28 protein-coding genes are annotated in these 26,998 nt (G+C 63.1%); 16 read left to right on the top strand and 12 right to left on the bottom strand.

Annotated features, from left to right (window positions below; all coding sequences use genetic code 11):
• The first annotated feature begins 51 nt into the window (after positions 1-51).
• From IF103_RS21050 to IF103_RS21040, 3 genes are read left to right on the top strand one after another with little or no spacing between them, the layout of a single operon-like run.
• Positions 52-711, top strand: a complete 660-nt coding sequence (locus IF103_RS21050) for a paraquat-inducible protein A (RefSeq protein ID WP_027907754.1) — start codon at positions 52-54, stop codon at positions 709-711.
• The gene (locus IF103_RS21045) at positions 698-1,321 is read left to right on the top strand and encodes a paraquat-inducible protein A (protein WP_023382473.1); all 624 of its coding nucleotides are present in this window, start codon (positions 698-700) and stop codon (positions 1,319-1,321) included. The genes IF103_RS21050 and IF103_RS21045 overlap by 14 nt, the downstream gene beginning before the upstream one ends.
• Positions 1,314-3,614: a PqiB family protein gene (locus IF103_RS21040; protein ID WP_023382472.1), complete on the top strand. Its 2,301-nt coding sequence runs from the start codon at positions 1,314-1,316 to the stop codon at positions 3,612-3,614. Before IF103_RS21045 ends, IF103_RS21040 begins: the two co-directional genes overlap by 8 nt.
• A gap of 124 nt (positions 3,615-3,738) precedes the next feature.
• Here IF103_RS21040 and rpsT read toward each other — a convergent pair whose 3' ends face one another.
• Positions 3,739-4,017 carry a 30S ribosomal protein S20 gene (rpsT, locus tag IF103_RS21035; RefSeq protein ID WP_023382471.1) on the bottom strand — a complete coding sequence of 93 codons (279 nt, stop codon included), beginning with the start codon at positions 4,015-4,017 and terminating at the stop codon, positions 3,739-3,741.
• A 250-nt stretch (positions 4,018-4,267) separates the two neighbouring features.
• On the opposite strand from rpsT, the gene murJ reads away from it, so the two are divergent.
• From murJ to ispH, 6 genes are all read left to right on the top strand, one after another.
• A complete protein-coding gene (gene murJ / locus IF103_RS21030) occupies positions 4,268-5,806 on the top strand; it encodes a murein biosynthesis integral membrane protein MurJ (RefSeq protein WP_023382470.1) in 1,539 nt (512 codons plus the stop codon).
• 118 nt (positions 5,807-5,924) lie between these two features.
• Positions 5,925-6,875: a bifunctional riboflavin kinase/FAD synthetase gene (gene ribF, locus IF103_RS21025; protein ID WP_023382469.1), complete on the top strand. Its 951-nt coding sequence runs from the start codon at positions 5,925-5,927 to the stop codon at positions 6,873-6,875.
• Entirely contained in the window at positions 6,872-9,703 is a 2,832-nt protein-coding gene (ileS, locus tag IF103_RS21020; RefSeq protein ID WP_023382468.1) for an isoleucine--tRNA ligase, read from the top strand. Before ribF ends, ileS begins: the two co-directional genes overlap by 4 nt.
• Entirely contained in the window at positions 9,696-10,211 is a 516-nt protein-coding gene (lspA, locus tag IF103_RS21015; RefSeq protein ID WP_023382467.1) for a signal peptidase II, read from the top strand. Before ileS ends, lspA begins: the two co-directional genes overlap by 8 nt.
• Complete coding sequence (fkpB, locus tag IF103_RS21010; protein WP_023382466.1) at positions 10,204-10,641, top strand: FKBP-type peptidyl-prolyl cis-trans isomerase; 438 nt, start codon at positions 10,204-10,206, stop codon at positions 10,639-10,641. Before lspA ends, fkpB begins: the two co-directional genes overlap by 8 nt.
• A 14-nt stretch (positions 10,642-10,655) precedes the next feature.
• Entirely contained in the window at positions 10,656-11,603 is a 948-nt protein-coding gene (ispH, locus tag IF103_RS21005; RefSeq protein WP_023382465.1) for a 4-hydroxy-3-methylbut-2-enyl diphosphate reductase, read from the top strand.
• Here the strand turns inward: ispH and IF103_RS21000 are convergent, their stop codons facing one another.
• Positions 11,604-12,095, bottom strand: coding sequence for a GspH/FimT family pseudopilin (locus tag IF103_RS21000; protein WP_027907755.1), 492 nt, complete (start codon positions 12,093-12,095; stop codon positions 11,604-11,606).
• 110 nt (positions 12,096-12,205) lie between these two features.
• On the opposite strand from IF103_RS21000, the gene IF103_RS20995 reads away from it, so the two are divergent.
• The 5 genes from IF103_RS20995 to thiO are packed head-to-tail and all read left to right on the top strand — an operon-like array spanning position 12,206 to position 15,067.
• Positions 12,206-12,403 carry a prepilin-type N-terminal cleavage/methylation domain-containing protein gene (locus tag IF103_RS20995; protein ID WP_202675651.1) on the top strand — a complete coding sequence of 66 codons (198 nt, stop codon included), beginning with the start codon at positions 12,206-12,208 and terminating at the stop codon, positions 12,401-12,403.
• The gene (locus IF103_RS20990) at positions 12,400-13,053 is read left to right on the top strand and encodes a PilW family protein (RefSeq protein ID WP_023382462.1); all 654 of its coding nucleotides are present in this window, start codon (positions 12,400-12,402) and stop codon (positions 13,051-13,053) included. The genes IF103_RS20995 and IF103_RS20990 overlap by 4 nt, the downstream gene beginning before the upstream one ends.
• Entirely contained in the window at positions 13,050-13,523 is a 474-nt protein-coding gene (locus tag IF103_RS20985; protein ID WP_023382461.1) for a hypothetical protein, read from the top strand. Before IF103_RS20990 ends, IF103_RS20985 begins: the two co-directional genes overlap by 4 nt.
• Position 13,524: 1 nt before the next feature.
• A complete protein-coding gene (locus IF103_RS20980; RefSeq protein ID WP_023382460.1) occupies positions 13,525-13,914 on the top strand; it encodes a type IV pilin protein in 390 nt (129 codons plus the stop codon).
• Positions 13,915-13,969: 55 nt separating this feature from the next.
• The gene (gene thiO / locus IF103_RS20975; protein ID WP_023382459.1) at positions 13,970-15,067 is read left to right on the top strand and encodes a glycine oxidase ThiO; all 1,098 of its coding nucleotides are present in this window, start codon (positions 13,970-13,972) and stop codon (positions 15,065-15,067) included.
• Between the two features lie 93 nt (positions 15,068-15,160).
• On the opposite strand, the gene IF103_RS20970 is transcribed toward thiO, so the two are convergent.
• The 10 genes from IF103_RS20970 to IF103_RS20925 all read right to left on the bottom strand — a co-directional run bounded on the left by IF103_RS20970 (position 15,161) and on the right by IF103_RS20925 (position 24,936).
• Positions 15,161-16,579, bottom strand: a complete 1,419-nt coding sequence (locus IF103_RS20970; RefSeq protein ID WP_104881226.1) for an amidase — start codon at positions 16,577-16,579, stop codon at positions 15,161-15,163.
• Between the two features lies 1 nt (position 16,580).
• Positions 16,581-17,858 (bottom strand): Zn-dependent hydrolase, encoded by a 1,278-nt coding sequence (locus tag IF103_RS20965; RefSeq protein WP_023382457.1) that lies wholly within the window; start codon positions 17,856-17,858, stop codon positions 16,581-16,583.
• Positions 17,859-17,958: 100 nt separating this feature from the next.
• A complete protein-coding gene (locus IF103_RS20960; RefSeq protein WP_023382456.1) occupies positions 17,959-18,654 on the bottom strand; it encodes an ABC transporter ATP-binding protein in 696 nt (231 codons plus the stop codon).
• Positions 18,654-19,406, bottom strand: a complete 753-nt coding sequence (locus IF103_RS20955) for an ABC transporter ATP-binding protein (protein WP_023382455.1) — start codon at positions 19,404-19,406, stop codon at positions 18,654-18,656. Before IF103_RS20955 ends, IF103_RS20960 begins: the two co-directional genes overlap by 1 nt.
• Positions 19,406-20,425, bottom strand: coding sequence for a branched-chain amino acid ABC transporter permease (locus tag IF103_RS20950; protein WP_023382454.1), 1,020 nt, complete (start codon positions 20,423-20,425; stop codon positions 19,406-19,408). Before IF103_RS20950 ends, IF103_RS20955 begins: the two co-directional genes overlap by 1 nt.
• Before the next feature lies 1 nt (position 20,426).
• Positions 20,427-21,287, bottom strand: a complete 861-nt coding sequence (locus tag IF103_RS20945; RefSeq protein WP_023382453.1) for a branched-chain amino acid ABC transporter permease — start codon at positions 21,285-21,287, stop codon at positions 20,427-20,429.
• A gap of 65 nt (positions 21,288-21,352) precedes the next feature.
• Complete coding sequence (locus tag IF103_RS20940) at positions 21,353-22,555, bottom strand: ABC transporter substrate-binding protein (protein WP_023382452.1); 1,203 nt, start codon at positions 22,553-22,555, stop codon at positions 21,353-21,355.
• 90 nt (positions 22,556-22,645) lie between these two features.
• On the bottom strand, positions 22,646-23,410 hold the full coding sequence (locus IF103_RS20935) for a FadR/GntR family transcriptional regulator (RefSeq protein ID WP_023382451.1): 765 nt from the start codon (positions 23,408-23,410) through the stop codon (positions 22,646-22,648).
• Between the two features lie 181 nt (positions 23,411-23,591).
• Positions 23,592-23,822, bottom strand: coding sequence for a PP0621 family protein (locus IF103_RS20930; protein WP_023382450.1), 231 nt, complete (start codon positions 23,820-23,822; stop codon positions 23,592-23,594).
• A gap of 94 nt (positions 23,823-23,916) precedes the next feature.
• A complete protein-coding gene (locus IF103_RS20925; RefSeq protein WP_023382449.1) occupies positions 23,917-24,936 on the bottom strand; it encodes an outer membrane protein assembly factor BamD in 1,020 nt (339 codons plus the stop codon).
• A gap of 147 nt (positions 24,937-25,083) precedes the next feature.
• Between IF103_RS20925 and rluD the strand changes: the two genes are divergently transcribed.
• A complete protein-coding gene (rluD, locus tag IF103_RS20920) occupies positions 25,084-26,046 on the top strand; it encodes a 23S rRNA pseudouridine(1911/1915/1917) synthase RluD (RefSeq protein WP_023382448.1) in 963 nt (320 codons plus the stop codon).
• Positions 26,043-26,780: a peptidoglycan editing factor PgeF gene (gene pgeF / locus IF103_RS20915; protein WP_202675650.1), complete on the top strand. Its 738-nt coding sequence runs from the start codon at positions 26,043-26,045 to the stop codon at positions 26,778-26,780. Before rluD ends, pgeF begins: the two co-directional genes overlap by 4 nt.
• The last annotated feature ends 218 nt before the right edge of the window (positions 26,781-26,998 follow it).

Here is a 26,998-nt window from a genome sequence, read left to right as displayed (position 1 = left end):
TTTGCAGCCAGATCACTAGAATAGAGCCGACGTACCCATTCAGAGCTCTGTATGCCCAACCCTTTAGAACCTGAAGCGCTAGATCGACTCCCCCTTAAAGAGCTCGTCGCCTGTCATGAATGCGACCTGTTGATGCGCAAGCCGGTACTGCAGCGAGACGAAAAGGCTCAGTGCCCGCGCTGTGGATATGAGCTGTACGCTCACCGTCATAACGTGGTCAACCGCAGCCTGGCCCTGGTGCTGACAGCTTTGTTGCTCTACGTGCCCGCCAACTTCCTGCCGATCATGCAGTTGCACCTGCTTGGGCAGACCTCCGATGACACCGTCTGGACAGGTGTGGTGGGTCTGTACAATTCGCAAATGCGGGGTGTGGCAGTGGTGGTCTTCCTCTGCAGCATGGCCATCCCTGCGGTGAAATTACTGTGTCAGTTGCTGGTGCTGTTGAGCATTCGCCTCGACGTAGGGCGCAGCTACGGTTTGCTGTTCTATCGCATTTATCATCATTTGCGAGATTGGGGCATGCTCGAGGTCTATTTCATGGGCGTGCTGGTGGCGATCGTCAAGCTCGTCGACCTGGCCGAGCTTACCGTAGGGCTTGGCCTGTTCTGCTTTATCAGTCTTTTGCTGATACAGGTCTGGCTCGAAGTGGTGATGTCTCCACACCAGATCTGGAGCGCACTTTCCGGGGAGGATCTCCATGCGGGCGATTGATGCAGGCATCCTGGTCTGTAATGAATGCCATGAGTTGAACCGCCAGGAGGCCGACAGTACTTCGCAGACCTGCACGCGGTGTGGTGCGGTCGTGCATGCGCGTCGGCCAAACAGTATCGTGCGCACTTGGGCGCTGCTGATCACTGCGTCGATCCTCTACATTCCGGCGAACATGCTGCCGATCATGACCGTCAGCACGCTTGGGCAGGGTAGCCCCGACACCATCATGTCCGGTGTTATTACCCTGCTGCAGCACGGCATGCTGCCAATTGCCGCCGTGGTGTTCATTGCCAGCATTTTGGTACCCACCTTCAAGTTGGTGGGTATCGGCCTGCTGCTGTACTCGGTGCAGCGTCACCAGCCCTTGTCAGCGCGACAAAGGATCCTGATGTACCGCTTCATCGAATTCATTGGGCGCTGGTCCATGCTCGATATCTTCGTCATTGCCATATTAGTGGCCGTGGTGAATTTCGGGCGTATCGCCAGTGTCGAAGCCAACTTGGGCGCCGTTGCATTTGCCAGTGTGGTGATCCTGACGATGCTCGCAGCTTTAACTTTTGATCCCCGACTGATCTGGGATAACACGGAGTCGGATGACGACCATGAGTGACGTGCCTACGGCTAGAACCCGACCAGCTTCGAACTGGTCGGCTATCTGGATTTTGCCGCTGATCGCCTTGCTGATCGGTGGCTGGTTGGCTTGGCAGGCCTATCGCGATGCGGGTGTTGAAATCGAAGTTCGATTCGAGAGCGGGGAAGGAATCGTCGCCAACAAGACCGAAGTCATCTACAAGGGCATGCCCGTCGGCAAGGTGAAGAGCCTGGTGCTCGATGCCAAGGGCGAGAACCAAGGTGTCATCGCCACCATTGAGATGAACAAGGCCGCCCAGCCTCATCTGAATAAAGGCACGCGCTTCTGGCTGGTCAAGCCCAGTGTCAGCCTGGCAGGTATTTCCGGCCTTGAGACACTGGTGTCCGGTAACTACATCGCGGTGAGCCCAGGCGAGGGTGAGCGCACCAAGCGCTTCACTGCGCTGAAAGTGGCGCCGCCGCTGTCGGACTCCGAGCCAGGCCTGCACCTTACCCTCAAAGCCGAACGGCTGGGTTCGCTCAACCGTGACAGCCCCGTGTTCTATAAGCAGATCCAGGTGGGTCGGGTAAAGAGCTACCGCTTGTCCGAGGATCAGGAAACCGTCGAGATCAAAGTGTTCATCGAACCGGCTTATGCCAGCCTGGTGCGAAAGCACACGCGGTTCTGGAATGCCAGTGGCATCAGCATCGACGCTGACCTGTCTGGCGTGAAGGTGCGCAGCGAGTCGCTGTCCAGTATCGTGGCCGGGGGGATTGCCTTCGCCACACCGGAATACCGCAAGGACAGCCCGCCCACCGATCCGAGCCTGCCATTCCGTCTGTACGAGGACTTCGATGCAGCCCAGGCGGGAATACGGATCAAGGTCAAGCTCACCGACTATGAAGGCTTGCAGGCCGGGCGCACGCCCGTGATGTACAAGGGGATCCAGGTCGGTTCGCTCAAGGCCCTGAAGATGGAAGACAACCTGGGCAGTGCCACGGCCGAGCTGACACTCGACCCGCTGGCCGAGGACTACCTGGTAGAAGGCACGCAGTTCTGGGTGGTCAAGCCGTCGATCTCCCTGGCCGGCATCACCGGCCTGGAAGCATTGGTCAAAGGTAACTACATCGCGATTCGTCCGGGCGAGAAGGGGGCCAAGCCTCTGCGCGAGTTCGAGGCCAGGCCCAAGGCGCCACCGCTCGACCTGAAATCCCCAGGCCTGCACATGGTGCTGTTCGCCGATACCTTGGGATCGCTCGAAATCGGCAGCCCGGTGATGTACCGCCAGGTCAAGGTCGGTAGCGTGCAGAGCTACCAGTTTGCCCGTAACAGCAATCGCATCCTGATTGGCGTGCATATCGAGCAGGAGTACCAGAACCTGGTAAACGGCTCGTCCCGATTCTGGAACGTCAGCGGTATCACGCTGACCGGAGGGCTGTCGGGCATCAAGATCAAGAGCGAGTCACTGCAGACGCTGATGGCCGGCGGTATCGCATTCGACACACCGGTTGCGAACGTGGCGCTCAAACGCCGGATTCCACGTTTCCGCCTGCATGAGAGCCAGGAGGCAGTGAATCGTGCCGGCACCTTGGTGACCATCCGTGTCACCCGGGCCGATGGCTTGAAGCCTGGTACCGCGATTCGCTTCCGTGGCCTGGATGTGGGCAGTGTCGAGAGTGTCGACCTGACTGCTGACCTGCAAGCAGTGCTGCTGCGTGCGCGCATTACCGAAGCAGCCGACCGCATTGCCCGTGTCGGTACTCAGTTCTGGGTGGTCAAGCCTTCACTTGGTCTCGTACGCACCGAGAACCTGGATACCCTGGTAGGTGGGCAATACCTGGAAGTGCTGCCGGCAGCCAAGGACAAGGGGCCGCAGCGTGATTTCATTGCACTGGCCGATGCCCCGGCGTTCACGGAGCCGGAAGTCGGCTTGCCCCTAACCCTGAGCGCGCCCCGCCGTGGGTCTATCAAGCCGGGCGTACCTGTCACCTACCGTGAAGTGGCGGTAGGCAAGGTCACCGGCTTCGAGCTTGGGCAGAATGCCGACCGGGTGCTGATCCATATCCTGATCGAGCCTCGCTACGCCGCCTTGGTACGCAGTGGCAGCCGATTCTGGAACAGCAGCGGCTTTGGCTTCGATTGGGGTCTGTTCAAAGGCGCCACGGTGCGGACCGAGTCGGTGGAGACGCTGATCGATGGCGGTATCGCCTTCGCGACACCGGATGGCGAACAGATGGGCACCCCAGCCCGGCCTCAGCAGACCTTTGCCTTGTTCGACAAGGCCGAGGATGAATGGCTGCAATGGGCGCCCAAGATCCAGATTGCCAAGTAAGGGGCATTTCTCAGGCGGGGCCGCGTGCGGCCCCCACTGATTGCCAGTGAACCGGCGATTGCAGAAGCAAATCGCAGGCAATAAAAAACCGACCCTAGGGTCGGTTTTTCGACAAGCGCGTCGCTTAGGCAGCTGCAGCTTCTTTCAGCGCCTTGATGTGGCCATTCAGACGGCCTTTGTGGCGAGCAGCCTTGTTCTTGTGGATGATGCCCTTGTCGGCCATACGGTCGATTACAGGCACAGCCAGGATGTAGGCGGCTTGCGCTTTTTCGGCGTCTTTTGCGTCGATGGCTTTGACTACATTCTTGATGTAGGTGCGGACCATGGAACGCAGGCTGGCGTTGTGGCTGCGACGCTTCTCAGCCTGTTTTGCACGTTTCTTGGCGGAAGGTGTGTTGGCCACCGTCGAGCTCCTCGAAAGACTTTAGGTAAATAGCAAACAAAATAGGCCGCGAATCATGCCGATCAGTCGAGCGGATGTCAAGGCCACCTGCAGGGTTCCGCCGAGCGGTGCGCCAACAAGAGGGAAATATTCCTTTCTGCTGCGCGACCTGTAAACTCGGGAATTTTTGGCTCCCATGCGAAGGCGCGGGAGTATCGCACATTCGGACGCTGTCTGGCAGCGTCCTCTGCCCTTGGCGTGAAACTTTTCGATGAACCTGCTCAAATCCCTCGCCGCTGTCAGCTCCATCACCATGATTTCCAGGGTACTGGGCTTCGTTCGTGACACCATCCTGGCGCGTGTGTTTGGCGCTGGTATCGCCACCGACGCCTTCTTCATCGCCTTCAAGCTGCCCAACCTGCTGCGACGCATTTTCGCCGAGGGCGCATTCTCGCAAGCCTTCGTGCCGATCCTGGCCGAGTACAAGACTCAACAGGGCGAGGAGGCGACCCGCACCTTCATCGCCTATGTCAGTGGCCTGCTGACCCTGGCCTTGGCGCTGGTCACCGCCGTCGGCATCCTCGCCGCGCCCTGGGTGGTGTGGGCAACCGCGCCCGGGTTCGTCGACAGCCCCGAGAAGTACCAGCTGACCACCGACCTGCTGCGCGTGACCTTTCCTTATATACTGTTGATCTCGTTGTCGTCCCTGGCCGGCGCGATCCTCAATACCTGGAACCGTTTCTCCGTCCCGGCGTTCACCCCGACCTTGCTGAACGTGGCGATGATCGCCTTCGCGTTGCTGCTGACGCCGTATTTCGACCCGCCCATCATGGCGCTGGCCTGGGGGGTACTGGCCGGCGGCCTGGCGCAACTCGTCTACCAGCTGCCGGCGCTGAAGAAGATCGGCATGCTCGTGCTGCCGCGCCTCAACTTGCGCGACACGGGCGTCTGGCGCGTGCTCAAGCAGATGCTGCCGGCCATCCTGGGGGTGTCGGTCAGCCAGATCTCGCTGATCATCAACACCATCTTCGCGTCCTTCCTGGTGGCCGGCTCGGTGTCGTGGATGTACTACGCCGACCGCCTCATGGAACTGCCGTCAGGCGTGCTGGGTGTCGCGTTGGGCACCATCCTGCTGCCGACCCTGGCCAAGACCTACGCCAACAAGGACCGCGAAGAGTATTCGCGCATTCTCGACTGGGGCCTGCGACTGTGCTTCCTGCTGGTGCTGCCCTGCACCCTGGCCCTGGCGATCCTGGCCGAGCCGCTGACCGTGGCACTGTTCCAGTACGGCAAGTTCAGCGCCTTCGATGCGGCCATGACCCAGCGTGCGCTCATCGCCTATTCCGTGGGCTTGCTGGCGATCATTCTGGTCAAGGTGCTGGCACCTGGCTTCTATGCGCAGCAGAATATCCGGACACCGGTGAAGATCGCCATTTTCACCCTGGTCTGCACCCAGCTGTTCAACCTGGCGCTGATCGGCCCCCTCAAGCATGCCGGCCTGGCCCTGGCCATCAGCCTTGGCGCCTGCCTCAATGCCGGACTGCTGTTCTGGAAGCTGCGCAGCCAGCAATTGTTCCAGCCGCAGCCAGGCTGGGCCATGTTCCTATTCAAGCTGGTGTTGGCGGTGACGCTGATGTCGGCGGTGTTGCTGGTGGGCATGCATTACCTGCCAGCCTGGGAGCTGGGCGGCATGCTCGAACGTTTCGTACGCCTGGGGGCATTGATCCTGGCGGGGGTGGTGACCTATTTCGGTTGCCTGTACCTGTGTGGTTTCCGGCCCCGGCATTTCGCCCGCAAGGCCCTGCATTGAAGCTGAAGGCGGGTCAGGCGTCGGTTTTTCGCATTCCACGCCACCCCTTGGCGCTGTTGCCTGTCACCAGCGCCCGGGTGTGGTTATAATCGGCCACTTTATGAGCAAGAAGCGCGTTATGCAGCTGGTTCGAGGTCTTCACAACCTGCGCCCCGAGCACCGGGGCTGTGTCGCCACCATTGGCAACTTCGACGGGGTTCACCGTGGCCACCAGGCAATCCTGGCGCGCCTGCGCGAGCGCGGCCAGGCCATGGGCCTGCCCACTTGCGTGGTGGTCTTCGAGCCTCAGCCTCGCGAATACTTCGCCCCGGACACCGCGCCCGCGCGCCTGGCACGCCTGCGCGACAAGGTCGAGCTGCTGGCTGGCGAAGGTATCGACCGCGTTCTATGCCTGTCTTTCAACCAACGTCTGAGCCAGCTCAGCGCCGAGGCCTTCGTCAAGGCGATCCTGGTCGATGGTCTTGGCGTGAAGCATCTGGAAGTGGGCGATGACTTCCGCTTCGGCTGCGACCGCGCCGGCGATTTCGCCTTCCTGGTTGAGGCAGGTCACCGCTACGGCTTCACCGTCGAGGCGGCCAACACCGTGATTCAGGACGGCCTGCGCGTCAGCAGCACCGAGGTGCGCAAGGCGTTGTCCGAGGCCAACTTCGAACTGGCCGAACACCTGCTGGGCCGCCCGTACAGCATCACCGGGCGGGTATTGCATGGCCAGAAGCTGGCGCGCCAGCTTGGCACCCCAACCGCCAACATCCAGCTCAAGCGCCGCCGCGTGCCGCTGTCCGGGGTCTACCTGGCCAGTATCGAGATCGACGGCAAGGCCTGGCCGGGCGTTGGCAACATTGGCGTGCGCCCCACCGTATCCGGTGACGGGCGCCCGCACCTCGAGATTCATCTGCTGGATTATGCCGGCGATCTGTATGGCCGGCGCCTGACGGTGGAATTCCACCACAAGCTGCGTGAAGAGCAGCGTTTCGCCTCCCTGGAGGCGCTGAAGTCGGCGATCGACGCGGACATCGCCGCCGCACGTGCACATTGGCACGCTCAACCGCTAACGAAGAGCCTGAAATGACCGACTACAAAGCCACGCTAAACCTTCCGGACACCGCCTTCCCGATGAAGGCCGGCCTGCCTCAGCGCGAACCGCAGATTCTGCAGCGCTGGGACAGCATTGGCCTGTACCAGAAGCTGCGCGAAATTGGCAAGGACCGTCCGAAGTTCGTCCTGCACGACGGCCCGCCCTATGCCAACGGCAAGATTCACATCGGTCATGCGCTGAACAAGATCCTCAAGGACATGATCGTCCGTTCCAAGACCCTGGCAGGCTTCGATGCGCCATACGTGCCGGGTTGGGACTGCCACGGTCTGCCGATCGAGCACAAGGTCGAGGTCACCCACGGCAAGCACCTGTCGGCCGACCGCACCCGCGAGCTGTGCCGAGAGTACGCCGCCGAGCAGATCGAAGGGCAGAAGACCGAGTTCATCCGCCTTGGCGTGCTGGGTGACTGGGACAACCCCTACAAGACCATGAACTTCGCCAACGAGGCCGGTGAAATCCGCGCCCTGGCCGAAATGGTCAAGCAAGGTTTCGTGTTCAAGGGCCTCAAGCCGGTGAACTGGTGTTTCGATTGCGGTTCTGCACTTGCAGAAGCCGAGGTCGAGTACGCCGACAAGAAGTCCCAGACCATCGATGTGGCCTTCCCGGTTGCCGACGCCGACAAGCTGGCCGCCGCCTTCGGCCTGTCGGCGCTGGCCAAGCCCGCTGCCATCGTGATCTGGACCACCACCCCGTGGACCATCCCTGCCAACCAGGCGCTGAACATCCACCCGGAGTTCAAGTACGCCCTGGTCGATACCGGCGAGCGCCTGCTGGTGCTGGCCGAAGAATTGGTCGAGTCGTGCCTCAAGCGCTACAACCTGGAAGGCACGGTGCTGGCTACCGCCCAGGGTTCGGCCCTGGAACTGATCAACTTCCGTCACCCGTTCTACGACCGCCTGTCGCCGATCTACCTGGCCGACTACGTCGAACTGGGCGCCGGTACCGGTGTGGTTCACTCCTCGCCAGCCTACGGTGAAGACGACTTCGTCACCTGCAAGCGCTACGGCATGGTCAACGACGACATCCTCACACCGGTGCAAAGCAACGGTGTGTATGTCGACTCGCTGGAATTCTTCGGCGGTCAGTTCATCTGGAAGGCCAACCCGGCCATCGTCGAGAAGCTGAGCGAAGTCGGTGCGCTGATGCACACCGAAACCATCAGCCACAGCTACATGCACTGCTGGCGCCACAAGACTCCGCTGATCTACCGCGCCACCGCGCAATGGTTCGTCGGCATGGACAAGCAGCCAACCACAGGCCAGCCGCTGCGCGAGCGCGCGCTCAAGGCCATCGAGGACACCAAGTTCGTCCCGGCCTGGGGCCAGGCGCGCCTGCACGCGATGATCGCCAACCGCCCGGACTGGTGCATCTCGCGTCAGCGCAACTGGGGCGTGCCGATTCCGTTCTTCCTGCACAAGCAGACCGGCGAGCTGCACCCACGTACCGTCGAGCTGATGGAAGAAGTGGCCAAGCGCGTCGAGAAAGAAGGCATCGAGGCGTGGTTCAAGCTGGACGCCGCCGAGCTGCTGGGTGAAGAAGCCGGCCAGTACGACAAGATCGCCGATACCCTGGACGTGTGGTTCGACTCGGGCACCACCCACTGGCACGTGCTGCGTGGCTCCCACGACATCGGTCATTCCACTGGCCCGCGCGCCGACCTGTACCTGGAAGGTTCCGACCAGCACCGCGGCTGGTTCCACTCGTCCTTGCTGACCGGTTGCGCCATCGACAACCACGCGCCGTACCGCGAGCTGCTGACACACGGCTTCACCGTGGACGAGAACGGCCGCAAGATGTCCAAGTCGCTGGGCAACACCATCGAGCCGGAAAAGGTCAACAACACCCTGGGCGCCGACATCCTGCGCCTGTGGGTAGCCGCCACCGACTACTCCGGTGAAATGGCTGTTTCCGAGCAGATCCTGCAGCGCAGCGCTGATGCCTACCGCCGCATCCGCAACACCGCGCGCTTCCTGCTTTCCAACCTGTCCGGTTTCGACCCGGCCCGCGACCTGCTGGCCCCGGAAGACATGATCGCACTGGACCGTTGGGCGGTTGACCGCACCCTGCTGCTGCAGCGCGAGCTGGAAGAGAACTACAGCGAGTACCGCTTCTGGAACGTCTACTCCAAGGTTCACAACTTCTGCGTCCAGGAGCTGGGTGGTTTCTACCTCGACATCATCAAGGATCGCCAGTACACCACCGGCGCCAACAGTGTCGCCCGTCGTTCCTGCCAGACCGCGCTCTACCATATCAGCGAGGCGCTGGTGCGCTGGATCGCCCCGATCCTGGCCTTCACTGCCGACGAGATCTGGCAGTACCTGCCAGGCGAGCGTAACGAGTCGGTGATGCTCAATGGCTGGTACGAAGGCCTGAGCGAGCTGCCGGAAGGCACCGAGCTGGACCGCGCTTATTGGGATCGCGTCATGGCGGTCAAGGCAGCGGTCAACAAGGAGCTGGAGAACCAGCGTTCGGCCAAGGTCATCGGCGGCAACCTGCAGGCGGAAGTTACCCTGTACGCCGAGGACGCCCTCAGCGCCGACCTGGCCAAGCTGGGCGACGAGCTGCGCTTCGTGCTGATCACCTCGGCGGCCAGCGTCGTGCCGTTCGTCCAGGCACCGGCGGATGCCGTTGCAACCGAAGTCGAAGGCCTCAAGCTGAAAGTGGTCAAGTCCGGTCACGCCAAGTGCGGCCGTTGCTGGCATTTCCGCGCTGACGTCGGCAGCCACCCGGAGCATCCGGAAATCTGCGGCCGTTGCGTCGACAACCTGAGCGGTTCGGGTGAGGTGCGCCACTATGCCTAACCCTGCAGCGGGGCGCTTCGGGCGCCTTGCCTGGCTCTGGCTCAGCCTGGTGGTCCTGGTCCTTGACCAGGTCACCAAGGTGTACTTCGAAGGCAAGTTGAGCCTGTACCAACAGATCGTCGTCATTCCCGACTACTTCAGCTGGACCCTGGCCTACAACACCGGCGCAGCATTCAGCTTCCTGGCGGAAAGTTCGGGCTGGCAGCGCTGGCTGTTCGCCCTCATCGCCGTGGTGGTCAGTGCCGTGCTGGTAGTCTGGCTCAAGCGCCTGGGGCGCAGCGAGACCTGGCTGGCGGTGGCCCTGTCGCTGGTGCTTGGCGGTGCGCTGGGCAACCTGTACGACCGGATCGTGCTCGGCCATGTGGTCGACTTCATCCTGGTGCACTGGCAGAACCGTTACTATTTCCCGGCCTTCAACCTGGCCGACAGCGCCATTACCGTCGGTGCGGTGATGCTGGCGCTGGATATGTTCAAGAGCAAGAAGTCCGAGGAAGCTGTCCATGACTGAAACCCGTATCGGCCAGAACACCGAAGTGACCCTGCACTTCGCGCTGCACCTGGAAAACGGCGACACCGTCGACAGCACCTTCGACAAGGCCCCGGCGACCTTCAAGGTCGGTGATGGCAACCTGCTGCCTGGTTTTGAAAATGCGCTGTTCGGCTTCAAGGCCGGCGACAAGCGCACGGTCGTCGTGGCCCCGGAGAATGCCTTCGGCCAGCCCAACCCGCAGAACGTGCAGGTCATGCCGCGGTCTCAGTTCGAGGGCATGGAGTTGTCCGAAGGGCTGTTGGTCATCTTCAACGACGCCGCCAACACCGAGCTGCCGGGTGTGGTCAAAGCGTTCGATGACGACCAGGTGACCATCGACTTCAATCACCCACTGGCTGGCAAGACCCTTAACTTCGAGGTGGAAATCCTCGAGGTCAAGGCGCTTTGAGCCTGGAGCCGAGCATGCAAATCAAACTCGCCAACCCGCGCGGCTTCTGCGCGGGGGTCGACCGGGCGATCGAGATCGTCAACCGCGCCCTGGAAGTCTTCGGCCCACCGATCTACGTGCGTCACGAAGTGGTGCACAACAAGTTCGTCGTCGAAGACCTGCGCAACCGTGGCGCCGTCTTCGTCGAAGAGCTGGACCAGGTGCCGGATGACGTGATCGTCATTTTCAGCGCCCATGGCGTCTCCCAGGCGGTGCGCCAGGAAGCTGCCGGCCGTGGCCTGAAGGTGTTCGATGCCACCTGCCCGCTGGTGACCAAGGTCCACATCGAGGTGGCCAAGTACAGCCGCGATGGCCGTGAGTGCATCCTCATCGGCCACGCCGGTCACCCGGAAGTCGAAGGCACCATGGGGCAGTACGATCCCAGCAATGGCGGCTCCATCTACCTTGTCGAAGACGAGAACGATGTGGCCAGGCTGCAAGTGCGCAACCCCGATCACCTGGCCTTCGTGACCCAGACGACCCTGTCGATGGACGATACCAGCCGTGTGATCGACGCCCTGCGCGCGCGCTTCCCGAACATTGGCGGCCCGCGCAAGGATGACATCTGCTACGCGACCCAGAACCGCCAGGACGCGGTCAAGCAATTGGCCGACGAGTGTGATGTGGTGCTGGTGGTGGGGAGCCCCAACAGCTCCAACTCCAACCGCCTGCGCGAGTTGGCAGAGCGCATGGGCACACCGGCCTACCTGATCGATGGTGCCGAAGACCTGCAACGTGCCTGGTTCGACGGCATGGCCCGCATCGGCATTACCGCGGGTGCTTCGGCGCCGGAGGTGCTGGTGCGTGGCGTGATCGAGCAGCTCAGGTCCTGGGGCGCGACCGGTGCTGAAGAGCTCGATGGACGCGAAGAGAACATCACCTTCTCGATGCCCAAGGAGCTGCGGGTTCGCTCGCTGATCTGATCAGCTGGCCTGGCAAGCGGGTCGGTCGGGTTCGTCTGTCGTCAGCCTGACCCGACCGCTCGGTGCCACGATGACCCGATAGGGTGTGCTTTCGGCAACCCGTCTGCACACCTCCAGCGTTATCCCTTGCAGACTGGCATTGCGCCCCTGCGCGATGCCGATCTCGCTGAATACCACCTCTCTGCTCGTACTCGCCACGACCCGCAGCGGTCGCGCCAGGCGATGTTCCCGCAGCACTTGTTCGTTGTCAGCGAGCACGATTCGCCAACCTGTCCCCCAGTCACTGTCCAACGGTTGAATCGCCACCGCACGGCTTTGCAGAAGCGCATGGCTGCGAGCGCTACGCAAGCCTTGCAAGAGGTCCCGTGCGGCTGCCGAGCGATGCAGGTCATCGGTCATGTTGATGTAGGCAGGCATGCCCAGTTGCGTAAGCACCGCCGCGAGCGCCAACGCGAACATCATTTGTATCAGTGTTGCCCCTTGTTGCCGCACCGTGCATTCCTCCCCGGAAGTGCTTCGCTTTAGCTTCAAGGTCGATGGCGGCAAGGTCCAGTCGGCCAAGTTCGCGCTCTTCAGGGGGAAAAGTCGCAGGAGGTGCACGGATGCGCACGAGGGATCAGGGGATGACGCTGTTGGAAGTGCTGTTGGCCGTGGTGGTAGTGTCGTTGAGCATGTTCGCTGCGGCCGCATCGCAGTTGCGAGCGATGCAAGCCACCGAAAGCGCCCGCCACGAGGGGCAGGCCGCGTTTAGCGCGCACAGCGAGCACGAGCGGGGCAGGGCCCAGGGCAGGCAGCCATGAGCCGCGAGCAAGGAGGCTTCGGCCTGCTCGAAGTGATGCTGGCGCTTGCCATCGGGCTGATGTGCCTGGCGGCGGTCAGCCAGGTGTTCGTCGCCGCGCATCAGGCCTGGCGCCTGCAAGGCGCGGCGGTCCATATGCAGGACGATGCCCGGTTTGCACTGCTGCACATGGCGCAAAGCATACGCATGGCCGGCATGTTCGGGTGTCTGCGAGCGCAACCTGGCGACTTCAAGGCACCAGAGGCGATCCAGGCCTTCGCCCAGCCGTTGCAAGTCGGTACATCCAGCCTCGACCTGGTCGTGGCCGAGTTGCCTGGATACACCGGAATACCGAACTGGACCCTTCGCACCGATTGCATCGAACAGGTACAGGTGCATCGCGCGCGCGAGGGCAACGACCAGCTTCCTTTGGCGTTTCCGATCAGCCGCCACAGCTACCGGCTTGAAGGCACGACGTTGGTCTTCAAGCGCGCCAACAGCCGAAACTTCCAGCCTCTGGTCAACCACGTGCGCGAACTGCGCTTGGTCCATGTGCCAGCGCTTGGCGGAGGGCGGGTGGATATCCAGCTGGCGCTGTACGAGCCAACCTTGGGTATCGAGCAGCGTTACGCACTGACCGTTGCGGTACGCAACCCGGTGGACGAATCATGAAACGCCAACGCGGCATGGTGCTGTTGCTGGCGTTGGTGCTGAGCCTGCTACTTGCCCTGATTGCAGCGTCGGCCTTGCGCGATGCGCTGTTGGAGACGCGCATGACCGGTTACCTGCGCGATGGCCTGCAGGCGCTGGAACAGGTGGAGACCACCCTGCAGTTCGCCGAAGCCGAGCTGGAGCGCGCGCCACCTGCATTGTGCAAGGACTGCCAGCCCCCTTCGCGCCCGCACGAGCTGCAGGGGGCATGGCAAGGCACCGAGAGCGGCTACTTTCAGCTTCAGAATCTGGGCGCGAGTACCCGTGCCGCCCACCGCGCAGAGGGCGAGGAAGTCACGTTGTACAGGGTGACCGCCGTCAGTCGCCAGAGCGAGTCAAGGCAAGTGGTGGAGGCGGTCTACGCTGTGCCAGCCGCTCACGGGCAGGTAGCGCAGCGCATCCTTTGGCGGCAGAGACTGAGGCGGGACTGACATGCAGCAAGGTTTGAGCCTGATCGAGTTGTTGATTGTCCTGGCCGTGACCGGCATTCTGGCAGCCATTGCCTACCCCAGTTACAGCGACCAGCTCAGGCGAGCCGCACGCAGCGAAGTGGTTGGCCTGCTGCACGAAGCCGCCCTGCGCCTGGAGCGTCATCGTGCGCTCACTGGCCAGTATGCCGAGGGCGACCCCCGGTTACCTGACGGGAATCGTCACTACAGGCTGCACGCCCAACGTGGCAGCGACACCTTCACGCTGTTGGCACGCCGGCTGCCGAGCGGCCTGATGGCCGTTGATCGCTGTGGCGATTTCCAGCTCGACCAGGCCGGTGTGCGCGCCAACCCCGGCGCGTCCGGCGACGCTGAACGCTGTTGGGGAAGCTGAAGGTTGAATGATGCCGGGTGCATCGCGGATTTACTTCAGGTGTTTGGATCGACAGATGAGCAAACGAGTAGTGGTTGTTGGCGGCGGAGTGATCGGCCTGCTGACGGCGTTCAACCTGGCGGAGAAAGTCGGCCAGGTAGTGGTCTGTGACCAGGGCGAGGTTGGCCGCGAGTCGTCCTGGGCCGGTGGCGGTATCGTCTCGCCGCTGTACCCGTGGCGCTACAGCCCGGCGGTCACCGCCTTGGCGCACTGGTCGCAGGACTTTTATCCACAGCTTGGCGAGCGTCTGTTCGCCAGCACCGGGTTGGACCCGGAAGTTCACACCACCGGCCTGTACTGGCTCGACCTGGACGACGAAGCTGAAGCTTTGGCTTGGGCTCAGCGCGCGGGCCGCCCGCTCAGTGCCGTCGACATCTCGGCTGCCTACGACGCGGTCCCGGTCATGGGGCCTGGTTTCAAGCGGGCCATCTACATGGCCGGTGTAGCCAACGTGCGTAATCCTCGCCTGGTGAAGTCGCTCAAGGCGGCATTGCTGGCGCTGCCCAACGTGACAATGCGCGAGCATTGCCAGATCACAGGGTTCCGTCAAGAAAGCGGGTGCGTGACAGGCGTACGGACCGCTGACGGGGTGATCGAGGCCGATGACGTGGTACTCAGCGCTGGCGCCTGGAGTGGCGACCTGCTCGGCACCCTGGGCCTGACCTTGCCGGTGGAACCGGTGAAGGGGCAGATGATCCTCTTCAAGTGCGCCGCCGATTTCCTGCCCAGCATGGTACTGGCCAAGGGGCGTTATGCAATTCCACGACGTGATGGGCACATTCTGGTGGGCAGTACGCTGGAGCATGCCGGTTACGACAAGACGCCAACGCCAGAGGCACTGGAAAGCCTGAAGGCTTCGGCGGTGGAGTTGCTACCGGCGCTGGCAGATGCCGAGGTCGTGGGGCACTGGGCCGGTTTGCGGCCAGGCTCACCGGAAGGCATCCCATACATCGGGCGGGTGCCGGGGCATGATGGGCTGTGGCTCAATTGCGGGCATTATCGCAACGGGCTGGTGCTGGCGCCGGCATCGTGCCAACTGTTCACCGATCTGCTGACAGGGGCCGAGCCGATTATCGACCCGGCGCCCTATGCGCCGGCGGGGCGCCTTGGCTGATCGTGCGCTGGGCCGCAGTGCGGCCCGTGATCTTCTCGGGCTCCGCGCGCTCCTTGTGGGCGTTGGCTGGCCGGCGATGCGCCGGCCAAGCCATCAGCCATTGCAGCCTGTCAGCGGCACCTGAAGGTGCCGGCTTGGATAATGCTGCTCATACACCTTGCACACCCGCAGCACGTGCTCATCGGCAAACCGCCCGGCAACCACTTGCAGCCCGACGGGCAACCCCTCGCGGGTAAACCCGCACGGTATGGAGGCCGCGGGCTGCTGAGTCAGGTTGAAGGGGTAGCTGAACGGCGTCCATTCCATCCATTGCGCCATCCCTGACCCAGGCGGCACATTGTGCCCCGCCTCGAATGCCACCAGCGGCAACATGGGCGTTACCAGCACGTCATAGCGCTGATGGAAGGCATTCATCTTCGCGATCAGATCCGCCCGGGCCTCCAGTGCCTGGGTGTATTCGCTCAGGTTGATTCGCGCACCCTGTTCGGCGATCCACCGCAGCCCAGGGTCAAGCAGGGCTCGCTGCTCATCGCTGAACGCGCTGGCCAACCGTGCAGCTCCGGCAAACCACAGCGTATTGAAGGTTTCCAGCGGGTCGCCGAATCCTGGGTCGACTGCTTCGACCTGCGCCCCCAACCGAGCCAGGCGCTTCACCGCCTGTGCCACCAACGCCTGGATCTGCGGGTCGACGTTCACATACCCGAAATCGGCGCTGTAGGCGATGCGCAGGTGGCCAAGGTCCTGATCCTGACCCAGCCACGGCGTCTGGCGTGGTGCGCCTGCCAGCCCGTCGCGCGCATCGGGTCGGGCGACGCAGTCGAGCATCAGCACCGAGTCGTCGACCGTGCGCGTCATCGGCCCCAAGTGCGAGAGGACGGTCATGGCGCTGGCCGGCCATTGCGGTACATAGCCGAACGTTGGCTTGATGCCGAATGTACCGGTAAAGGCACAGGGGATACGGATCGAGCCACCGGCATCGCTTCCTTGGTGCAGCACGCCCAGGTTCAGCGCGGCAGCCGCCGCGGCGCCGCCGGATGATCCGCCAGCGGTCAGCCGGGTATCCCAGGGGTTACGAGTGATGCCATACAGCGGATTGTCGGTGACCCCCTTCCAGCCGAACTCCGGCGTAGTGGTCTTGCCCACCAGCACCGCGCCGGCTTCGCGCATGAAGGCGGTGAAGGGCGCATCAACTTCCCATGGGCCTGCAGCCGACGTGGTGCGCGAACCCTTGCGCGTGGGCATGCCAGAGGTCAGGGTCAGGTCCTTGATCGAGGCAGGCACGCCATCCAGCCGGCCACAGGGCTCACCCCGCAGCCACCGTCGTTCGCTGGCGCGGGCCGCGGCGCGGGCCCCCTCGCCGTCGACATGGCAGTAGGCATTGACTACCGGGTTGTGCAGGTCGATGCGCGTCAGCACATCGTCGACCACCTCGACCGGTGACAACTGCCGGCGTTGGTACAGCTCCAGCAGTTCGACGGCGGTGAACTCGCCAATCGCGGTTTTCTCAGTCATCTCAGCGGGCTCCTGGATTGGCAGCCTGGAACATGGCGCGCAGCAGGACATCGCAGCCATCGGCCAGGTCCTGTGGTGCGGCATTTTCGATCTCGTTGTGGCTGATGCCACCTTCGCACGGTACGAAAATCATACCGGCCGGCCCCAGTTCGGCCAGGAAGATCGCGTCGTGGCCGGCGCCGCTGACGATGTCCATGTGGCTTAGCCCCAGAGCGCGGGCTCCCTGGCGCACGGCATCGACGCATTGCTCGGCGAAGTACAGCGGTGGGAAGTCCGCGGTCGGTGTCAGTTCATAGCTCAGGCCGTGTTTCGCTGCACTGGCTTCGATGGCGGCACGTACTTCGCCCACCATGCTGGCGAGGTGGTCGGGGTCGAGATGACGCAGGTCGATGGTCATCTGTACCTGGCCGGGAATGACATTGCGCGAGCCGGGGTGCAGGGTCAGGCAACCGACCGTGCCGCAAGCGTGAGGCTGGTGTGCATGGGCCGAGCGGTTGACCGCCGCCACCACTTCGGCGGCGCCGACCAGTGCGTCCTTGCGCAGGTGCATCGGGGTGGGGCCGGCATGGGCTTCGACGCCGGTCAGCACCAGATCGAACCATTTCTGCCCCAGACAGCCCTGGACCACACCGATGGTGGTGCGTTGGTCTTCCAGGATCGGGCCCTGCTCGATATGCGCTTCGAAATAGGCGCCAACGGCATGCCCGGTGGGCGCGCGCGGGCCGGCATAGCCGATGCGCTGAAGCTCGGCGCCAACCGACAGGCCCTGGTCGTCGATCTTTTCCAGGGTTTCCTGCAGGCCGAACTTACCGGCAAACACGCCAGAGCCCATCATGCACGGTGGGAAGCGTGAGCCTTCTTCGTTGGTCCATACCACCACTTCCAAGGGGGCTTCGGTGCTCAGGTCGAGGTCGTTCAGGGTACGGATCACTTCAAGGCCAGCCATGACCCCGTAGCACCCATCGAACTTGCCCCCGGTGGGCTGTGTATCGATATGGCTACCGGTCATCACCGGTGGCAGCGCCGGGTTGCGCCCGGGGCGGCGGGCGAAGATGTTGCCGATGGCGTCGATGCTGACGGTACAGCCGGCTTCCTCGCACCAGCGCACGAACAGGTCGCGGGCTTGACGGTCAAGGTCGGTCAAGGCCAGGCGGCAGACACCGCCCTTGGCGGTGGCACCCAGTCGTGCCAGGTCCATCAGCGATTGCCAGAGGCGGTCGCGGCTGACCAGCGAACCCTGGCCGAGCAGGTGCTGCGAGGGATCGATGCGGGTGTTCATGGTTCATCTCTCCTGAAGCAAAACATGGTCAATTCAATGGCGGTGTGCTGTGTGGCCTGCGCCGGGTCCCGTCGAAAGAGCCGGTACACACAACCCACAGTCAGGCGCTCAAGGCCAGGTAACGGTTCTTGATGCTCGGGTCTTCGCGAAACTGCGCAGCGCTACCCTGATAGGCCACGCGGCCCTGTTCGAGCACGTAGTGACGGTCGGCGAGGGCGTCGCAGACCATCAGGTTCTGTTCCACCAGCAGGATCGACAGGCCTTCGTCCTTGATCCGTCGCAGGATTTTCACCAGTTCGTCGACGATCACCGGGGCCAGACCTTCGGTGGGTTCGTCGAGGATCAGAAGCTTGGGGTCGTTGAGCAGCGCACGGGCGATGGCCAGCATCTGCTGCTCACCACCGGAAAGGGCAAAACCGCCGTTGCGGCGCCGTTCCTTGAGGCGCGGGAACATGCTGTACACATCCTCAAGCTGCCAACGGCTGTCCTTGCGCAGGGCGATCTTGAGGTTTTCCTCCACGCTGAGCTGGCGGAAGATGCCACGGTGCTCGGGCACCAAGGCGATGCCGAGCCGGGCGATATCGAAGATCTCGCGGCCAACCAGTTGCTGGCCGTTGAAGGTGATCTGCCCCTGACGCGGGCGGACGATGCCGAGGATGCTGCGCAGGGTAGTGGTCTTGCCGGCACCGTTGCGCCCAAGCAAGGTCACGAGCTCGCCGGCCTCGACCTTGAGCGAGACGCCTTCGAGCACATGGCTCTTGTCGTAATAGGAGTGGATCGAGTCGACGTTGAGCATCAGGCGGCCTCTCCAAGGTAAGCGGTGCGTACGCGTTCGTCGTTGCGCACCTGTTCAGGGGTACCTTCGACCAGTATCTGGCCGTGGCTCATCACGGTGATGCGCTGGCTGATCGACATGACGATGCTCATGTTGTGTTCGATCAGCAGCACGGTGTGGTCGCGCCCAAGGTCGCTGATCAATGCTGTCATGACCGGGATATCGTCGATGCCCATGCCCGACGTGGGCTCGTCGAGCATCAGCAGGGTGGGCCTGGCGCAGATCGACATGCCGACTTCCAGTACCCGCTGCTGGCCGTGCGACAGCTCGCCGGCCAGCGTCTCGGCGCGGGCCGTGAGTTTCAGGCGCTCGAGCACCTGGTCGGCGGTGTCCCAATGGCTACGCTTGTGCTCGACGCTGCGCCAGAAGTTCAGCGCACCCAGGCCGTCGCGGCCTTGGGCGGCCAGGCGCAGGTTCTCGCGAACCGACAGGTTCTGGAACAGGCTGGTGAGCTGGAACGAGCGCGCCATGCCCAGCGCAACGCGGCCGTGGGAGGGTTTGCGGACGATGTCCTGGCCGTTGAACAGGATCTGGCCGCCGGTGGCCTGACGCTCACCGGTCAGGCAGTGGAACAGGCTGGTCTTGCCAGCGCCGTTGGGGCCGATGACGGTATGAATGGTGCCGGCGCTCACTTTGAGGTCAACGCCTGCGACCGCCTTGAACGGCCCATAGGCCAGCTCCAGCTGGCGGGTTTGCAGAAGGTAGTCGCTCATCACAGGGTCTCCTTGGTGTTGGCCTGGGGTTTGTCGCTGGCACTGCGTGGCGCCAGCAGGCGCTTGCCCAACTCGGCCAGACCGCCCCACAGGCCGCCGCGCATGAAGACCACCACCAGGATCAGGATCACCCCCAGCAACATCAGCCAGCGTGGCCACAGCTCCGACAGCACATCGCCCAGCAACACGATGGCGCCAGCGCCGAGCAGTGAGCCGAACAGCGAGCCGGTGCCGCCGACGATGGTCATGATCAGGATGTTCTCGCTCATCATCAGGTCGATGTTCGACAGCGGCGCAAAATGCAGCAGCATGGCGTACAGCGCACCGGCGATGCCGGTTATGGCACCCGACAGCATGAAAACGAGGATCTTGAAGTGTCGGATGTCGTAGCCAATGGCCGCGGCGCGGGTTTCGTTCTCACGGATGGCCAGCAGGGTGCTGCCGAATGGCGAGCGGATTACCCGCAGGGCACCGGCGAAGATCAGCAGGAACAGCACCGCGACGAACACGTAGAAGTGCCGAGGGTCGCCCAGGTCCACCAGCACGTGGCCGGCCATTTCGATGTTCGGGCGTGGCACGTCGAGCAGGCCATTGTCACCGCCGGTCCAACCGCTGAGGGTGTAGGCCAGGAAGTAGGCCATCTGGCTGAAGGCCAGGGTCAGCATGACGAAGTAGATGCCTTTGCGGCGAATCGCCAGGGCCCCCACCAGCAGCGCCAGGAAGGCGCCGAACAAGGCTGCGCCGAGCAGGGCGGCGAACAGCCCCCACTGCAGGTGAATCATCAATAGCGCCGCACCGTAGGCACCGGCGCCGAAGAAGATGCCCTGGCCGAAAGAGAGCAGGCCGGTGTAACCGAGCAGCAGGTTGCAGGCCAGCGCTGCCAGGGCAAAGATCAGGATCTCGGTTGCCAGGGTGGCCGACGGCAGCAGCAGCGGCAGCGCAACCAGGCTGGCGACGACCAGCGACAGCAGAGCTGGCGCGCGGCCCTTGGCAACGGGTAATGGGTTTTTCTCGCTCATCTCACGCTCTCCCGAACAGGCCATAAGGACGGACCAGGATGACCGCGGCCATGGCGCCATAGATCATCAGGCTGGCGCCTTGCGGCCAGAGGCTGGTCATCATGCTTTGCACCACACCCACCAGCAGGCCGCCGACCAGCGCACCGCCGAACGAGCCCATGCCGCCGATCACCACCACCACGAAGGCGATGCCGAGGATTTCCGGGCCGACGAAAGGCTGGGCACCCCGCAGCGGAGCGAAAAGGACGCCCGCCACGCCGGCCAGGCCCACGCCCAGGGCGAAGGTCAAAGAGAACAGGCGGAAGATGTTGGTGCCCAGCAGCGATACGGTTTCGGTGCTCTCGCTGCCGGCCCGAACCAAGGCGCCGAAGCGGGTGCGCTCCAGCAGAAGCCACAAGCCAAGGCCGATCAGGGCAGCGAAACCGATCAGGAACAGGCGGTAGTAGGGGTAGATGAAGTCACCGAGGATCAGCACCCCGCGCAGCTCCGGCGGCACGGCGATGTTCTTGCCCACTGGGCCCCAGATCAGCACCGAGGCTTCCTGGATGATCAGCGCAATGCCGAGGGTGACGAGGATCTGGAAGGTGTGCGGCAAGTGGTAGATGCGCTTGATCAGCAGGCGCTCCACCGCCCAGGCCAGCGCGGCCACCACCAGCGGCGCGATCAGCAGCGCCAGCCAGAAGTTGCCGGTAACAGCCACGGCGGTGTAGCACAGGTAGGCCCCCAGCAGAAAGAACGCGCCATGGGCGAAGTTGACGAAGTTCAGCAAGCCGAAAATGATCGTCAGGCCGACGGCGATGAGGAAGTAGATCATCCCCAGGCCCAGGCCGTTGAGCAGTTGGAACAGGTACAAATCGAGCATGAGCGTGCCCTCGACAGCGCGCGGTGCGGCTGCCTGTACGAGTGTGTTTGACTAACGCCTTGGCTTCAGGCCAGGGCGCAACCGGTGTGGTCGACCTCGATGAACGAGCGCCCCGAGCTGATGACTTCGGCCAGGTCGTCCTCGTCGCGCATCTGCCCTTGGGGCTTGCCGCGCAGCAGGTAGTAATCCTTGAGCACCTGGTGGTCACCCGGGCGGATCAGTTCATCGCCTGTCGGGCCTTGGAAGCGCATGCCCTGGAGTGCGGCGGACACCGCGGCGCCTTCGAGGCTGCCGGCCTTGATGATCGCTTCGAGCATGACCTTGGTACCGATGTAGTCGGCCGCCAACGGGTAATTGGGGTTGATGCCGTAGGCTTTACGGGTGGCTGCGACCAGTTGCTTGTTCAGCGGCGTGTCGACCTGATGCCAGTACTGAGCGCCCAGATAGACGCCTTCGAGCACGTCGCTGCCCAACTCCTGGAACTGGTCCAGGCCCGCTGACCACACCATCAGCACGCTCATGCGGTCCTTGATGCCGAAGTTCACCGCTTGGCGCAGTGCATTGGATGCCTGGCTACCGAAGTTGAGCAGCACCAGCACATCGGGTTTGGCGGCGATGGCGTTGGTCAGGTACCCGGAGAACTCCTGCTCCTGCAGCGAGTGGTAGCTATTACCGATGTGTTCGACGCCGAACTCGGAGAATACCTTGCGGGCGTTGTCCAGCAGGGCATCGCCGAACACGTATTGCGGGGTGATGGTGTACCAGCGCTTGGCCTGCGGCAGCTGGCGGATCATCGGCACCAATGTTTCGCGGATAGCGCCGTAGGTGGGCACTGACCATCGGAAGGTCGAGGCATTGCAGTCCTTGCCGGTGATTTCGTCGGCGCCTACTGGCGTCATGAACACGCCGCCGGCCTTGTGGATTTCCTTCGACACCGCCAATGCCGAGGACGACAGCGTACAGCCCTGGAAGAAGCGCGCGCCGTCCTGGCCGATGGCTTCCTGCACCTTGCGCACCGCTTTACCGGCGTTGCCTTCGGTGTCTATGACCTTGTACTTGAGCGGGTGGCCGAGCAACTGTGGGTACTCGGCGATGGCCAGACGCGAGCCCATGTCGGCGTACTTGCCGTAGCTGGCGAAGGCCCCAGACATGGACTTGAGCCCATAGAAGGTCAGCGGTTGGTCGGCGAATGCCCGGTGCGCCCCCAAGGGGAGGCCTCCTAGGGCACCCAGGGCAAGGCCTGCCTTGAGCAGGGTACGTCTTTGCATGGGTAACTCCTTGGTTCTGGTTATTAGGCAGGAGTGGCAATGACAAAGCGGGTACGGCCGGGCCTGTGTGCAGGCCTCTTTCCAGGCGCATCAGTGGTGGTGTTCGAACTCCAGCAGGAAGTTGCGGGCAACCTCGCCTTCGAGCGCGGTCATGTGGTGCTCGGCGTCGCACATGTGTTCGTGCATCAACCGGCGTACAGCGGGTTCGTCGCTGGCGCGCAAGGCTGTCAGCAGCTGCTTGTGGTACGCGATGTTGGCGGCAGCGAACTGCTGGCGCTTGGGCAGGTAGGCCTTTTTCAGCACCACCAGGTCGCGTAGCAGGTCGTTGAGGAACACTGCCATGAAACGCAGCAGCGGGTTGGGGCAACGGTCGGCCAGCAGCGTGTGGAACTCCAGCTCCGCCAGCCGTTGTTCGCGCTGCCCTTCTTCGCTGTCTTCCGGCGCGCTGCAGAAGTCTATGTTGGCTTGCAGGGCCGCATAGTCAGCGTCACTCAGCTTGCCCATGACCGACACCGCCAGCTCGACCTCGATGACTTTGCGCAATTGGTACACCTGCTCGCCGTCCAGGTGCTGGAAGTGCAAGTAGTTGCGCAGTGCGCGGCTGGCCGGCTCGGTGCCGACCTCATTGAGGTAGGCGCCACCGCTCGGGCCGGTGCGGGTGCTGACCAGGCCTTCCACTTCAAGGGCCTTGAGCGCTTCGCGGGCGGTGCCTTTGGAGCATTCGAAATGCTCCATCAGCTCACGCTCGGTGGGCAGCCGATCGCCAGGGTGCAGCGCTTCGGTGACGATAGAGCGCTTGACCGATTCGACGATCACATCCGACAGCTTCTGGCGCTTGCGTTTGGGTTTGAGCATTTCGCTATTTTTCATATTTATGCGGATAAATAGGATTTAGCGAGTTTTGCCCATAGGGGTCAATGCCGAAGGCTGGGGAGGGGTCGTAAACGGTGCGAAAGCGTCGGGGAGGGATAAGAGCGCAAGAAAATTACCGCGCAACCTGTAAGAGCGGGTGACCCGCTCCTACAGGGCTGTGTGTTCAGTTTTGGCGGCCAGGGCCTTGCTGCAAGTGCGCCTGGCTGCAATACCACTCGTTACCCTGGCGCAGTGCCCGGTCGTTGGGCAGGTGCACCCCGCAATGGGCGCAGCGCACCATCTTCAGCGGGTCGTCGAGCTTGGGCTCGGGATGCGACTGTTGGCTGATCTTGAACTTGCGCCACAGCCAGAACGCGGCGGCGATCAGGGCGATCCAGAAGAGTAGGCGAACCATGGTGTCCAGCTTGTTCAGAGAGGAAGCCACCAGTCTAGGGCGGCCCCCACGAAAAAGGGAGGCCCTGAGCCTCCCTTTCTTGTAGTGCCGTGTATCAGTCGAACAGACCGAAGGTCATGTAGCTGAACCACGAACGGTCTTTCTCGGCTTCCTTCGGACCTTCCGGCAGGATCGGATTGCCGTCTTCGTCCTTGGGCAGCAGCTCTTCCGGCATTTCCGAGCGAGCGTCCTGGAACTGCTTGACCACGTCCTGGTTGGCGCGGGTTTCACCCGGTGGCAGCGGCGTTTCGGTCTCGATCAGGCCCAGGGTGGCCTTGGACAGCCACGAACGGCCATCAGCCTCGTCCTGCTTGGGCTGGAACTGACCATCGACCAGGCTTGGATGGTCGGGGTAGTTGAGCTTGAGGGTTTCCAGGCTGGTGGCGGCCAGGTCGTCCAGGTGCATCTTCTGGTAGGACTCGACCATGATCGCCAGGCCGTCACCGACCGACGGGGTTTCCTGGAAGTTTTCCACCACGTAACGGCCACGGTTGGCCGCGGCGACATAAGCCTGGCGGCTCAGGTAGTAGTCGGCCACGTGGATTTCATAGGAGGCCAGCAGGTTGCGCAGGTAGATCATGCGCTGCTTGGCGTCCGGCGAGTAACGGCTGTTCGGGAAGCGGCTGGTCAGCTGGGCGAACTCGTTGTACGAGTCGCGCGCGGCACCCGGGTCGCGCTTGGTCATGTCCAGCGGCAGGAATCGCGCCAGCAGGCCACGGTCCTGGTCGAACGAAGTCAGGCCCTTGAGGTAGTAGGCATAGTCGACGTTCGGGTGCTGCGGGTGCAGACGGATGAAGCGCTCGGCAGCCGATTTGGCAGCTTCAGGCTCGGAGTTCTTGTAGTTGGCGTAGATCAGTTCGAGCTGCGCCTGGTCGGCGTAGCGGCCGAACGGGTACCGCGACTCCAGGGCCTTGAGCTTGCTCACGGCGCTGTTGTAGCTGTGGTTGTCCAGGTCAGTCTGGGCCTGCTGGTACAGCTCGGCCTCGCTGAGGTTCTCGTCGATCACTTCTTTGTTAGAGGAACAGGCCGCGGTGAGCCCGAGGATGGCGATCAGCAGCAGGTGTTTCACTTGCATGGCGGCTTGCGTCCCTTTGACGGCCGCTGTCTTGGGCGGTGCCGTCCTGTTATGATGAGCGCCCCGGCCAACCCCGGGACAAAAGAAGCCGTATTTAACCACAAGCTCGCAGCCGAAACCAAAGGCTGTGCGCCCGCCGAATCGAGCATGTCCGAGATCATTCAACTTAGCGCAGAGGTACCGTCCGAACTGGGCGGCCAACGCCTCGACCAGGTCGCAGCCCAATTGTTCGCCGAGTACTCGCGCTCGCGGCTGACTTCGTGGATCAAAGAGGGCCGCCTGACGGTCGACGGCGCGGTCCTGCGCCCCCGCGACACCGTGCATGGCGGCTCGCTGCTGGCCCTGGATGCCGAGCAAGAGGCCCAGGGCGAGTGGGTGGCTCAGGACATCGAGCTGGACATCGTCTATGAAGACGACCAGATCCTGGTGATCAACAAGCCTGCCGGGCTGGTGGTCCACCCTGCGGCAGGCCATGCCGATGGCACCCTGCTCAATGCCCTGCTGCACCACGTGCCGGACATCATCAATGTGCCGCGCGCAGGCATCGTCCACCGCCTGGACAAGGACACCACCGGTCTGATGGTGGTGGCCAAGACCCTGCAGGCGCAGACCAACCTGGTCGACCAACTGCAAAAACGCAGCGTCAGCCGTATCTACGAGTGCATCGTGGTGGGCGTGGTGACCGCGGGCGGCAAGATCGACGCCCCGATCGGCCGCCACGGCGGCATGCGTCAGCGCATGGCCGTCACCGACGGCGGCAAGCCGGCGGTCAGCCACTACCGCGTGCTCAAGCGCTTCCGCTCGCACACCCACGTACGGGTGAAGCTGGAGACCGGCCGTACCCACCAGATCCGCGTGCACATGGCCCACGTTGGCTTCCCGCTGGTCGGCGACCAGACCTACGGCGGTCGCTTCCGCATTCCGCCTGCGGCGAGCCCGACCATGGTCGACGCGGTCAAGAACTTCCCGCGCCAGGCCCTGCATGCGCGTTTCCTGGCACTGGATCACCCCACCACCGGTGAACGCATGGAATGGGCATCGCCGCTGCCGGATGATTTCGTCTGGCTGCTATCGCTGCTCAACCAGGACCGCGAGAGTTTCATCGGATGAGTGAATTGATGCAGTCGCTGTTGATTCCCGACTGGCCAGCCCCAGCCTCGGTTCGCGCCTGCGTCACCACCCGCCAGGGCGGCGTGAGTCTGCCGCCCTACGAATCCTTCAACCTTGGCGACCATGTGGGCGACGACCCTGCAGCGGTCGCCGAGAACCGCCGCCGCCTGAGCGATGAATTCGCCATCGAGCCTGCCTGGTTGAAACAGGTGCACGGGCTGGTGGTAGCCGATGCAGACCCCTCTATCGTTGCCGAAGCCGACGCCAGCTGGACCGACCAGCCCGGCATCGCCTGCACCGTGATGACTGCCGATTGCCTGCCGGTGCTGTTCTGCGACCGCGCCGGTACCCGTGTGGCGGCAGCCCATGCCGGCTGGCGCGGGCTGGCCGGGGGCGTGCTGGAGGCTACCCTGGACCGCCTGGCACTGCCCGCTGAAGAGGTATTGGTGTGGTTGGGGCCGGCCATCGGACCAACGGCATTCGAAGTGGGCCCGGAAGTGCGCGATGCATTCACCGCTGTGCACCCGCAAGCGGCCACGGCCTTCGTCGACGGTCAGCGCCCCGGCAAGCTGATGGCGGACATTTATGCGCTGGCGCGTATTCGCCTGGCGGCACGTGGGGTCACTGCCGTTTATGGCGGTGGCCTCTGCACGGTGAGTGACCCGCGGTTCTTCTCCTATCGCCGGACCCCGCAGGGTGGGCGGTTCGCTTCGTTGGTCTGGTTGCAGGTTTGAGATGGGCGGGGCCGCTTCGCGGCCCATCGCAGGCTAACGCCAGCTCCTACCTATGATTTGCGCGGTCACTCGTGGGAGCTGGCGACAGCCTGCGATGGGGCGCGAAGCGACTCCCTCTTGCAATCTCAAAGCTGATCCACGTCAAGCCCGCTACGCTTGAATCTTCCAGAATCAACCTTATCTATAAGGTCATCTCAGGCAGGTTTCTTCATCAACAG

It is taken from the genome of Pseudomonas sp. SK2 (assembly GCF_016772395.1).
GTDB classification, from domain to species: domain Bacteria; phylum Pseudomonadota; class Gammaproteobacteria; order Pseudomonadales; family Pseudomonadaceae; genus Aquipseudomonas; species Aquipseudomonas taiwanensis.
The sequence above is the reverse complement of the archived record's forward strand: the minus strand, read 5'-3'. Positions and strand labels throughout refer to the sequence as shown.